Origin of the sequence: Polynucleobacter sp. MG-28-Ekke-A2 (genome assembly GCF_035012985.1) — a bacterium.
Taxonomy (GTDB): domain Bacteria; phylum Pseudomonadota; class Gammaproteobacteria; order Burkholderiales; family Burkholderiaceae; genus Polynucleobacter.
In genome coordinates, this window is sequence record NZ_JAYGQU010000009.1 from 1 (window position 1) to 11,861 (window position 11,861).

The 11,861-nt window shown below is 44.7% G+C and carries 11 protein-coding genes, 2 tRNA genes and 1 pseudogene; 3 read left to right on the plus strand and 11 right to left on the minus strand.

From position 1 onward, the window contains the following. Window positions 1–359 precede the first annotated feature (359 nt). Together VC188_RS06955 and VC188_RS06960 are read right to left on the minus strand one after the other, a co-directional pair. A tRNA-Arg gene (locus tag VC188_RS06955) sits at window positions 360–436 on the minus strand. A 36-nt stretch (window positions 437–472) separates the two neighbouring features. Then, window positions 473–549: transfer RNA gene (locus VC188_RS06960), tRNA-Pro, on the minus strand. 60 nt (window positions 550–609) lie between these two features. Here VC188_RS06960 and VC188_RS06965 point away from each other — a divergent pair. Both VC188_RS06965 and VC188_RS06970 read left to right on the plus strand, forming a co-directional pair. Next, on the plus strand, window positions 610–978 hold the full coding sequence (locus VC188_RS06965; RefSeq protein ID WP_215319808.1) for a hypothetical protein: 369 nt from the start codon (window positions 610–612) through the stop codon (window positions 976–978). Window positions 979–1,044: 66 nt separating this feature from the next. Then, window positions 1,045–3,135 carry a TonB-dependent receptor gene (locus tag VC188_RS06970; protein WP_255533323.1) on the plus strand — a complete coding sequence of 697 codons (2,091 nt, stop codon included), beginning with the start codon at window positions 1,045–1,047 and terminating at the stop codon, window positions 3,133–3,135. 11 nt (window positions 3,136–3,146) lie between these two features. Here VC188_RS06970 and VC188_RS06975 read toward each other — a convergent pair whose 3' ends face one another. The 7 genes and pseudogenes from VC188_RS06975 to VC188_RS07005 all read right to left on the minus strand — a co-directional run bounded on the left by VC188_RS06975 (window position 3,147) and on the right by VC188_RS07005 (window position 10,117). Next, the gene (locus VC188_RS06975; RefSeq protein ID WP_215319810.1) at window positions 3,147–3,671 is read right to left on the minus strand and encodes a chromate transporter; all 525 of its coding nucleotides are present in this window, start codon (window positions 3,669–3,671) and stop codon (window positions 3,147–3,149) included. Then, window positions 3,668–4,171 (minus strand): annotated as a pseudogene (locus VC188_RS06980) (chromate transporter); the annotation flags it as partial. The pseudogene VC188_RS06980 and the gene VC188_RS06975, both read right to left, overlap by 4 nt. 58 nt (window positions 4,172–4,229) lie before the next feature. Further along, window positions 4,230–5,087, minus strand: a complete 858-nt coding sequence (locus VC188_RS06985; RefSeq protein WP_323483467.1) for a hypothetical protein — start codon at window positions 5,085–5,087, stop codon at window positions 4,230–4,232. Between the two features lie 70 nt (window positions 5,088–5,157). Then, window positions 5,158–6,501: a phosphoglucosamine mutase gene (glmM, locus tag VC188_RS06990; protein WP_323483468.1), complete on the minus strand. Its 1,344-nt coding sequence runs from the start codon at window positions 6,499–6,501 to the stop codon at window positions 5,158–5,160. A 29-nt stretch (window positions 6,502–6,530) separates the two neighbouring features. After that, complete coding sequence (gene folP, locus VC188_RS06995) at window positions 6,531–7,394, minus strand: dihydropteroate synthase (protein ID WP_416350498.1); 864 nt, start codon at window positions 7,392–7,394, stop codon at window positions 6,531–6,533. A gap of 24 nt (window positions 7,395–7,418) precedes the next feature. Beyond that, complete coding sequence (gene ftsH, locus VC188_RS07000) at window positions 7,419–9,296, minus strand: ATP-dependent zinc metalloprotease FtsH (protein ID WP_216191649.1); 1,878 nt, start codon at window positions 9,294–9,296, stop codon at window positions 7,419–7,421. Between the two features lie 146 nt (window positions 9,297–9,442). Beyond that, the gene (locus VC188_RS07005; RefSeq protein ID WP_323483469.1) at window positions 9,443–10,117 is read right to left on the minus strand and encodes an RlmE family RNA methyltransferase; all 675 of its coding nucleotides are present in this window, start codon (window positions 10,115–10,117) and stop codon (window positions 9,443–9,445) included. A 126-nt stretch (window positions 10,118–10,243) separates the two neighbouring features. On the opposite strand from VC188_RS07005, the gene VC188_RS07010 reads away from it, so the two are divergent. After that, a complete protein-coding gene (locus VC188_RS07010) occupies window positions 10,244–10,870 on the plus strand; it encodes a YhbY family RNA-binding protein (protein WP_323483470.1) in 627 nt (208 codons plus the stop codon). 28 nt (window positions 10,871–10,898) lie between these two features. Here the strand turns inward: VC188_RS07010 and VC188_RS07015 are convergent, their stop codons facing one another. Both VC188_RS07015 and greA read right to left on the minus strand, forming a co-directional pair. Beyond that, window positions 10,899–11,372, minus strand: a complete 474-nt coding sequence (locus VC188_RS07015; protein ID WP_216191653.1) for a DUF4149 domain-containing protein — start codon at window positions 11,370–11,372, stop codon at window positions 10,899–10,901. Then, window positions 11,372–11,848: a transcription elongation factor GreA gene (gene greA / locus VC188_RS07020; RefSeq protein ID WP_072582463.1), complete on the minus strand. Its 477-nt coding sequence runs from the start codon at window positions 11,846–11,848 to the stop codon at window positions 11,372–11,374. The genes VC188_RS07015 and greA overlap by 1 nt, the downstream gene beginning before the upstream one ends. Window positions 11,849–11,861 lie beyond the last annotated feature (13 nt).

The following is an 11,861-nucleotide window of genomic DNA, read 5'->3' on the forward strand; positions in this document are numbered from 1 at the left end:
GCTGGCTAAATCAAGCTGGTCAACAAAGAGGTCAATGACGCGTACGGGGTTTTCTTCGGTGATGTACTCATCAAGTAACTCTGGTAACAACGTACTTTGGGTTCGATCTTGGCCAGTAATGAATCGTTTCATCTTCATGAACACCCGTTAATTAGTGATACTTAATTAACGTTTGAGGGTGCTTAGGTGTTTACAAAAACAGGGAGATTATTGGGGGTTTTTACACAGCCTCGGCCGAAAGCAGCCATCTAAAATCAATCTACGCCCTCCTGCGGCGGTCCATAAGATGGTCGAGCTTGTTCAACTGAATTCAAAAAAACAAGGTTTCTTGGAGCAATCTCATCGGCCAGTCGGGCCTTTGGCCTGCCCAGCACGATTCGAACGTGCGACCTACGCCTTAGAAGGGCGTTGCTCTATCCAGCTGAGCTATGGGCAGTTATATGCTGGGTATATTTAGAACAATAAGGGAAAGTGGTCGGAGTACAAGGATTCGAACCTTGGACCCCCTGCTCCCAAAGCAGGTGCGCTACCAGGCTGCGCTACACTCCGACGGAACCGATATTCTACACCGAGAGAGCCATTCGAGGCAAATCCTGTAAGATTCGTCCCATGATTGCCTATTTTTCAAGCAAATTTACAAAGCAAATTCATGCCGCGCTTACAGCGGCATTGCTAGTATTTTGTTTGCTAGGCACCCACTGGGTAGGCCTCTCACACGGTATTTCTCATGCAGGCTTCCAAAAGCAATCTATAGAAGCTAACGCATCGAGCAATATTGATAAGAGCTTCAATCACAGCTCTGATACATGTCATTTGTTTGATGCACTTTCACTTGCAGGATTTGTACCGAGCAGTCACACTGATGCTGAAGTCATTTTGATCAGCGCCTCAGATCAACAAAATTCAAGCAATCCTTCGTTACGAAGTTTGACTGGTAACTCTTACCACTCACGCGCTCCTCCTACTTTCATCCTTTAAAACAAAGCGCTCTATTGCGCACCTCCGTTTTAATTGCTCACCATGTATTGGTGAATCTGGATGAATATGAATTATCGTTTTAAACAATTTAGTTTTACCCACCTAATAGCACTGGCCTGTATCTTGCTAATGAATCCTGCTTGGTCTCAAAACCAGGCAGAGGCTTTGCCTCAACTAGATGTCACGGGTGTGCGAGATGGCGGTCAAGGATTCCTCTCGCCGAATAAAGTATTAGCTGGGGATGAACTTCAAAATAAGCTTTCCGGAACACTAGGAGCAACACTTGCCAATGAGCTGGGAATATCTGCGACGGGTTATGGTGCGGGATCATCAAGGCCGGTTATTCGAGGGTTAGATGGTTCCCGTGTTCAGATTCTTCAAAATGGCTTATCTGCCGGGGATGTATCTAGTATTTCCGCGGATCATGCAGTGGCAAGTCCTATGCAAAATACGCATCAGATCGAAATCTTGCGCGGTGCCTCTGCCCTGCTTTATGGATCCGGCTCAAGCGGTGGCTTGGTAAACGTTGTGAATGATCGCATTGTTACTACGATGCCCGATATGGTCTCAGGCGCTCTTAATACAAGCTATGAAACAGTGAATCAAGGCAAGACTGCCAATATTGAATTAGATGCGCCTGCTGGACCTTTAGCGCTTCATTTTGATTCGGCGATTAGTAATTCTAATAACTATCGCATCCCAGGATTTGCAGAACAAGGCGGACCAAATGCCAATTGGTCTATCAACCCTGGTCAGCCCGTGAATATTCCTTATAGCGGCAAGCTTCCATTCTCTTTTAGCAATGAAAATAGCATGGGGCTAGGCGCAAGTTATGTTCGCTCCGATGGATATACCGGCGTCTCCTTAGAGCGCATGAATCATAACTACGGAATTCCTACTGCTGAAGGTGGCTTTATTCAGCAGTCTCAGAATCGTTACGATTTTGCTCACCAAACTAATGATCCGTTTGATGGCTTTAGCTCAGTCAAAATTAGTGCTGCCAATACCAATTACCAACATACTGAATTTACCAATAATGGGGTAGCCTCCACACAATGGAACAACACCGCCACTGAGGCGAGATTAGAGATGGCTCATAAAGAGCTATTGGGATCTAAGGGCATTCTGGGGGTGCAGTTAATTGGCTCCAATCTAAATGCAACTGATTTATCTACGAATAATTACGCCATTGTTCCACAGACAAAATCAAATTCAACTGCACTTTTCTTGGTGGAGGAAGGTAGATATGGCCCTATAAAAACAAATCTGGGGGCGCGTTATAACTATGCCACTCAAAACCCCAATTCAGGAACGCAGTTTCCAAGCACAAGTAGTCAAGCATTTGTGCCCACCTCCTATGGGCCCCCATCACTTCAAAGTCGGCAATTTAATTTAATGTCCTATTCTGCTGGAGGAATGTTGGATATTGCCAAAGGTTATGGCATAGGCCTTGCTTATACGGTTTCTCAAAGAGCGCCTTCTGCACAAGAGCTTTACTCCTATGGTCCACATGATTCAACGGCAACATTTGATATCGGAAATGCAAATTTAAGCACTGAAACATCACACAATCTAGAGCTAAGCTTTCAGAAAAGCTTGGGCATAATCCGTAGCAAAGCTAGCATCTATAGGAACCAATTTAGTAACTATATTTATGGCTATTACACGGGGGCTTACAGTCAAGCCAATGCAAACTTTTCCGTGGTTCAGGCCTCTCAAGCGAATGCCTCTATCCAGGGCGCAGAAGCTGAGCTTAGCTATAACTGGAATGAAACTGGTGTTGGGGGTAGATTATTTGGGGATGTTTCGCAAGGAACATTTACCTCTGGGGGCAATCTTCCATTACAGCCAGCTCCTCGACTAGGCACTGAATTGGCTTACCAACGTAACGGCTGGCTAACAAGTGCTACCTATATTTATAGTTATCAACAAAATAAATTAGCTAGTTGGGAAATTGGTCCTACGCCGAGTTACAACTTAGTAAATGCCAACCTCTCCTACACTGAGCGCATTGGAAAGGTAAATTGGACTGGTTATCTGATGTTGAAAAATATTTTGAATGAAGAGATTCGATATGCAACCACACCGATGTCGGTGAGACTATATGCTCCGCAACCTGGAAGAAGTTTGATGGCTGGCGTTAGGGCTGCTTTTTAATAAAGGCTGCACTAAAGATATCTGTGTAGAAAAAAACCAAGCAGCCCTGAACCCAGAATTACAAATACAGGATTGATTTTTGTTCTCAAAATGAAATACAGGGAAATTAAAGCCAATCCCAAAGTGATAGGACTAACGATAGAAGATTTGGCAACAGCATAGACGCCGGATATCATTAGTCCAATCGAAATGGGCTCCAAAGCATTTTGGATGGTTCTGCGCCAAGGGCTTTCACCAAAGCGATTCCAAATACGACCAGCATAAAAGCACAAAATACTCGATGGCAAGAAAAATGAGAGCAGAACAACTCCCGCTCCTACTAGGCCAGCAACCTGAAATCCGATCACCAAGACCATCAACATATTAGGGCCTGGTGCAATTTGTCCGATACTATAAATATGTACAAAACGCAGGTGATCAATGCCAAATTGATGAGCTAGTAAGGATTGCATCTCCGGTAATACAGCGGTCCCGCCACCTACCGCCAGGAGTGACAGTAAGCCAAAGCTGAGTGCTAATGAAACTAAATGGTTCATGAGCTAACTCTTGGGCGATAAATATAAATTGCTATCGGAGCCATTATTAATAGGACGATGGGTAGACTTAGCTTTACCAGACTCATCAAAATAAAGGTTGGCACAATAATGAGAAGTGACTTGAGACGCTTCCAGTGCTCGTCACCGATCCGATAAGTAATTGCCGCCAGTAAACCACATGCAGCTGCTGCAACTCCAGACAAAATGATATTTGCTAGTGGGTGATCTGTATTCGTGGTGTATGCAACACCAATAATTAGTACAAATAGAGATCCAGGAAGTATTAGGCCGATGGTTGACACGAAAGCGCCTAACATGCCGCGCAAATGATCTCCGGCTAACACCGCTAAGTTCACTGAATTTAAGCCTGGCATAGTTTGGCTAATTGCAAGATAGCCCATGAATTCATCGGCAGTCAGCCAGCATCTTTTTTCAATTAAAAGAATGCGCTCATAGGCAATAATTCCCCCACCAAAACTTATGCCGCCGATGAGCAAAAACTGGAAAAAAAGTCATATAAACTTACTGACAACCTTTTATCAGTTAAGTTTGTAGAGCTCATTCAGGCTTTCCATAGATTAGCGCCGTTTTTGTACTACCAATTTCTAACCAATCAGCTAATTCAGTTTGAAGCTTTTTAAAAAACTTATCAGCCCTCTTGTGAGCCTTGGATTGTGAGCGATTTTCATCGTTTACGCGATATGAAAAGGCAAGCTCGCCTACAATAGGGTCGCCAGCAGTCCTCATCCAAATGGCAATTTCACAATGCGCTTGCACACCATCTCCAAAAACCAGGTTTCCTAATGGCAAGCAGGCTTCAAGAATCTTATTGGTAGGACCACCAACTATATGTACGGGAGTTTTTTTATCTATCGAAAGATTTGCCATGCCTGGAAAATACTCACAAATCGCACTAATTGATCTGTCAAATAAACTATTAATTGGAACGGCATCCAAAATTGCATTGTTTGAGAAGATTTGACGTTTAGAACCCAAGGCATCGCCACGTAAGATTTCCTCTTTAAAGCGAGCCCTGGATTTTATTTTCTTTTGTGGGGCTGGATTAAATTTGGACGCATGCTCCATGTCATGGGTTCGACACTTGAGGGTGACTTCTGCATAGTCATCAACCCACACGTTTTGTCGTGACTCTCGAACTAGCAAAATAATATTATTTAAACGGAAATCTTCACCGGGAGTATCGTAAAAATAAATATTTCGTAGCCCGGTATTTGCATTATCAAGGTGAAAAAAATCCACCTTACTTTTCTTGCAAAACTTCACAATTTGTTCGCTAAGAAGCAAAATTCTGCCGTGACGATCAAGACCCTTTGGCTTGATGAGTAATTTAAATTCTCTATTGGTAATGGATGGATGCAGCTTCATAAAATAATCCTTTTTTCTTGAGCTTATCACCAACTCGTGAAATTAAATCAGTTCATGAGGTTGTAAGTGGGTAAACCAAGCTCTTAGCGAATTGAGTGGGTTAGGCAGTGCGAACCAAATCAGCAATACTTTTGGCTGCACTCATTGCAATATCAGCATCTTTAGTCTCCACCATAACGCGCAATAAAGGCTCCGTACCGGATGCACGAATCAGAACCCTACCAATGTTTTGGAGATCAGTCTCAACCTTGGTGATTTGGTTTTTTAGTCTTTCGTCGCTCTTCCAGTCGTAACCGGGTTTAAACTTCACATTCAAAAGTACCTGCGGGAATATTTTGACAGCATCCAATAATTGCGCAAGGCTCTTTTTGTTTTGACTCATTGCCGCTAACACTTGAAGTGCCGCAATTGTGCCGTCACCTGTGGAGTGCTGGTCTAAGCAAAGCAGATGACCTGACCCTTCGCCACCAATGATCCAACCATTTTGTTTGAGTAATTCCAAAACATAGCGATCACCTACATTGGCGCGCTCAAAACCGATGCCTAGATCTTTAATAGCGTTTTCAACTGCAAGATTAGTCATTAAAGTGCCTACAGCACCACCAATCTGCTGTCCACGATCCAAGCGATCTTTTGCAAGTACATACAAAAGCTCATCACCATTAAATAAACGACCAGAAGCATCAACCATTTGCAGGCGATCAGCATCACCATCTAGAGCAATACCGAGATCTGCATTCACTTCCTTAACTTTAGCAATTAAAGCTGCCGGTGCCGTTGCTCCGCAACCATCATTGATATTGCGACCATCAGGGCTAACGCCAATTGGGATCACTTCAGCACCTAGCTCATGAAAAACATGGGGAGCTGTGTGATATGCGGCTCCATTAGCGCAATCCACTACAAGTTTCAATCCCTTGAGATTTAACTCACCTGGAAATGTTGATTTACAAAACTCAATGTAGCGTCCTGCAGCATCATCTAAGCGAAAGGCTTTACCAAGTTCTTTTGAATTTACACAACCCATAGGTTTTTCTAATTCAGCTTCAATGGCAAGCTCAAACTCATCAGACAACTTATCGCCTTTTGCAGAGAAAAACTTGATGCCATTATCTTGATAGGGGTTATGAGAAGCTGAAATCACTAAGCCAGCAGACAAACGCAATGCCTTAGTGAGATATGCAACGCCAGGGGTTGGAATAGGACCGCAGAGCATCACATCTACACCTGCAGCAGCGAAACCAGCCTCCAATGCTGCCTCTAATAAGTATCCCGAAACGCGCGTATCTTTACCGATGAGAATTTTGCACCGTTCACCCTGTTTGGCATCACTTGTTAACACTTTGCCAGCAGCGTAGCCTAAGCGAGTCATAAATTCTGGAACGATTGGAAATAGCCCTACTTCTCCTCGAATGCCATCAGTACCAAAGTATTGTTTTTTCATGAATTTCATTATAAAACTTAGATGCGTCACTAAGTGTTTATAGCCTCCCAAAGCTTTAGAGCATCAACAGTCTCGGGTACATCATGAACCCGGATAATTTGAGCGCCACGATCTGCGGCCATGATTGCCGCCGCAATACTTGGGGCTACACGGTCATTAGCATCCTTACCAGTGATTTTGCCAATCATCGATTTACGTGAAATTCCCGCTAATACGGGCAGGCCTAAAGCGGAGAAGTCGGCAAAGTTTGCCAGCATATTGAGGTTATGTTCCAAGCTCTTACCGAAGCCAAATCCTGGATCAATAGCAATGCGGTTACCACTAATGCCTTTGGAGATTAAAAGCTTCGCTCTATCATTTAGAAACTGTCTTACCTCTGCAATGATGTCCTGATATTCAGGGTTAAATTGCATTGTTAAGGGGTCGCGTTGCATGTGCATTAATACAATCCCGCAGTCGCTACTTTCCAACACGACCTCTAAAGTCCCTGCTTGCCTGAGGGCCCAAATATCATTAACACAATCAACGCCAGCAAGCAAAGCTTGGCGCATTGTTTCTGCTTTATAAGTATCTATTGATAGAGGGACACCGCAATCCTTTAATGCCTCAATGACCGGAAGCACTCTATCCAACTCTTCTTGCAGCGCTACTGGTTCAGCACCAGGACGAGTTGATTCCCCGCCAATATCAATGAGATCAACCCCGTTTTCGATCATTAACTCCGCTTGTGCAATAGCATCATCAGCATTTCTGAATTTACCGCCATCAGAAAATGAATCCGGAGTTGCATTCAGAATGCCCATCACAATCGGGCGCTTGCGTTTGGAGAAGTCAAAAAGAAAACGCCCACAACGCCAAGTTGTGGGCATCTCTTGAAGGCTTTGATGATGCATCAAAGACACAGCTAAACAGGGTAATTAAGCGGTGGCTGGAGCGCTGCCAGCAGCAGGGCCAGGGGTACCAGCGGAATTACCAAACTGAGTTGCGGGTGGGGGCTTTGGTGCACGCGGCGGGCGACCCTCCATGATGTCGTTGATTTGCTCTGCATCAATGGTTTCCCATTCCAGTAAAGCTGCAACCATCGCCTCAACCTTATCTCGGTTCTGTTCCAAGATCGATCTAGCTAAGGCATATTGGCTATCAATCAACGTACGTATTTCAGCGTCTACCTTTTGTTGGGTTAGTTCAGAAACTGTTTTGGTGCTGTTGCGACCAAAAATACTTTCTGATTCGGTATCAACATAGACCATGGTACCCAAGCTATCACTCATGCCATAACGAGTCACCATATCACGAGCCATTTTCGTGGCGCGCTCAAAATCATTGGAAGCGCCAGTACTTGAAGAATGCAAGAACACCTCTTCAGCAGCACGACCACCAAACAATATGGCCAACTCTTCCATCATGCGATCTTTATACAAGTTCACGCGATCAAACTCTGGTAACTGCCAAGTCACACCCAAAGCCATGCCTCGCGGCATGATGGTAACTTTATGAACAGGGTCAGCTTTAGGCAAAACCTTAGCTACAACAGCATGGCCAGACTCGTGATATGCGGTGTTGCGACGCTCTTCCTCGCGCATAACAGCAGACTTACGCTCAGGACCCATATAAATCTTGTCTTTAGCGTCTTCAAAGTCCTTCATATCTACTGCACGCTTATTGCGACGTGCTGCAAACAATGCAGATTCATTCACCAGGTTCGCTAAATCTGCGCCTGAGAAGCCTGGAGTGCCCCTTGCCAAAACGGCGGCGTTGACATCAGGATCAATCGGTACTTTGCGCATATGCACTTGCAAAATTTGTTCACGACCGCGAATATCTGGCAAACCTACGTGCACTTGTCGATCGAAGCGTCCTGGACGCAATAAAGCTTTATCAAGCACATCAGAGCGGTTAGTAGCGGCTACTACGATCACGCCACTATTACTTTCAAAACCATCCATCTCAACCAGCATTTGGTTTAGCGTTTGTTCGCGTTCATCATTGCCGCCGCCCATGCCGGCACCGCGATGACGACCAACAGCATCAATCTCATCAATAAAGATGATGCAAGGAGAATTTTTCTTGGCGTTTTCAAACATGTCACGAACACGTGATGCACCAACACCAACAAACATCTCCACGAAGTCCGAGCCGGAGATCGAGAAGAATGGCACCTTAGCTTCACCCGCGATGGCGCGAGCTAAAAGGGTCTTACCAGTACCCGGAGGGCCTACGAGCAATACACCATGCGGAATGCGGCCACCAAGCTTTTGAAACTTTTGTGGGTCCTTTAAGAAATCAACAATCTCAAAGACTTCCTCTTTGGCTTCATCGCAACCTGCAACATCGGCAAAGGTAACCGTATTGCTGTTCTCATCAATCAAGCGCGCTTTAGATTTACCAAAGGAGAATGCACCGCCCTTACCGCCACCTTGCATTTGGCGCATCATGAAAAACCAAAAGCCAATAATTAATAAGGTAGGGCCAAGATAGTACAAAGCAGAAACCAACATATTCGGTTCGTCATCAGCTTTGCCGGTAACTTGAACTCCATATTTCATGAGATCACCAACCATCCAGATATCACCTGGAGAGATGATGGAGTATTTAGCGCCGTCAGCAGGCGTTACTTGCAATGTACGACCTTGTACATCTACGCGCTTTACTTTGCCGGCTTTAGCGTCATCCATGAATTGGGAATACGTCACCTGAGTTTGGTCCTTAGGCTTATCAAACTGTTTAAAAACAGTGAAAAGCACCAAGCCCACAATGAGCCACACACCGATTTTTTGGAACATATTGCTGTTCAAAATGAGTCCTTTTCTGGATTGAACCAGGAGTTAAAGCGATTTGCTTCCTAAGTATTTGATTCTACTACCACCCTTTTTCAAGAGCTAAAGGCGTATATATTTGATAAAACCCTATAAAAACGGGGTTATTAGCCAGTATTTAGAGCCTATTTCGGAGGTTTTAGGTTTCTACCCAAAAGGAAGATCTCAGAAGACTTTGCTCTAGATGCTTTAGGTTTACGGGAGGCAACGGTTTTAAAGACCTTTTTAAAGGATTCCACTATCTGGCTATAGCCACTACCGTTAAAACATTTGATTAAAAGCGCGCCCTCAGGCTTCAGATGAGCGGTAGCGAAGTCTAAGGCTATCTCTGCTAAAAAGGCCATCCTGGCTGCATCAGCGACACCAACACCAGAAAGATTTGGCGCCATGTCTGATAAAACCAAATCAACTTTGCCTTCTGCACTCTTCGGTAAAAGCGCCTCTAAAGCAGCTAGCCCCTCTTCTTCCCTAAAGTCACCCTGAATAAAGCTCACATCAGCTATATCCTCCATTGGCAAAATATCAATGGCAATAATCTGACCATCCGGTTTGCCGGAATCAATTTTGGGATTGCTTTTACCAAATTCAGTGAGGCGATTGCGGACGTACTGAGACCAACTCCCAGGAGCGCTCCCTAAGTCCACGATAGTCATGCCTGCCTTGATAAGATGATCTTGCTCGTCAATTTCACTGAGCTTATAAACCGCTCTAGCGCGATAGCCCTCCTTTTGAGCCATCTTCACATAGGGATCGGATAGATGATCCTGCAACCAACTTTTATTAAATTTATTCTTTGCCACAACTTACCCACTTTCGCAGTCTATTTTCCTAGTTTCTGAGCTCTAAAGCAAAAGGAATCGATCAAAATACAGGCAAATTCAAGTTAAAAGGGCAATTTAGACCCTCAATGCTCTATCATCAACCCCATGACTTCACTCACTATTACCCCTGCACAACGTAAATCCCTCAAAGCTGACGCTCACGATCTAAGTCCTGTTGTCATGATTGGTGGCGATGGCTTAACACCTGCTGTCATCAAAGAGGCTAAATTGGCCATTAATCACCACGGATTAATTAAGATTCGTGTTTTTGGTGATGAGCGCGAAGCACGCATTGCTATGTATGAAGAACTTTGCGACAAACTTAATGCTGCTCCAGTTCAACATATCGGCAAGTTACTCGTGTTATGGAAACCAAAAGATATGGTGGATGAAGCTTTTAGCAATCTTGGTAGATCAAGCAAGCAAACCAAGAAATCTTTGCAGGCTCCTCGCACGAAACGCCAGCCAAATCGTGCCCCAGCAAAAGCTGGCGTGCGTACTAGCACTTCCGAAAGATCGGATCGTCGCTCCGCTTCAAATGCAGCACCATTTGCACGTGCTGCGGCAGTGAAATCAGCAACACCTAAGAAGCGGGTTTTGCGCTCTGAAGCGGCGGAATCAAAAATTGGCTGGTCTTCTCCCGGCTATAGAAAAGCAGTTGCTGCACCAGCTCCGATTAAGAAGCGTAAAGTCAGAATGAGCAGCACTAAGAAAAAGTCACTTGGCTCTTAATTCTGGCAAGTGAAATAAAAAAACGCCGCTAGTCGGCGTTTTTTGTTGACCGCCAAACTAAGGCTAGGCCGAGTACCGATTGAATCATAAAGATTGCACTAGAAACTCCATGCAGGCGAGCAAATAATGCTGCATTTGTAGACTCGCGAACTGACAGGCCTAAATAGAGCGCTTGATCTCGTAATGAATCCATCCAAGGAATGAAAATGAATGCAGCCCCAACAGTGCATGAGAATATTCCCAATAGGATCCAGCGGGTGATACGGTAATATTCGTAACCATGTCTTACTAGGTGATTTGCCATCACCATTAGAAATACGTTTAAGGCGACACCGATATACGCCGTGGTTTTAAAGAGATTTGCTGCAACCATGCCGGCAACCTGTCTATCTCCCAAACTAGAGAATAAGATAGGCACAACTAAAAATCCAATGGTAATAAAACTACCTACCCAAAGACCTGAAATTAGGCTGAATATTCTCTGGGTGCGGATATGGTGCATTAAACGTATCGGACGGCCAAGATTTCAACTTCGCGATTGCCGCCTGGGGCTTGCACGGCAACAACGTCACCCTCCTCTTTGCCAATTAATGCACGGGCAATAGGTGAGCTGATGGAGATTTTCTTAACGGCGATATCCGCCTCATCATCCCCAACGATTTGATAGGTGAGCTTAGTGCCATCTTCTAAGTCCTCAAGATCGACGGTAGCACCAAAGACTATGCGTCCAGCAACATCTAAAGTAGCGGGGTCAATAATTTGAGCTGCCGATAACTTGCCTTCTAACTCTTGAATGCGGCCTTCAATAAAGCCTTGCTTTTCTTTGGCAGCATCGTATTCAGCATTCTCAGAAAGGTCGCCTTGAGCGCGTGCCTCAGAGATCGCATTGATAACGGAAGGACGTTCAACGTGTTTAAGACGGTGCAGCTCCTCTTTGAGAAGTTCTGCACCGCGCTTGGTGATCGGAATTGTGCTCATGAAACTAACCTAA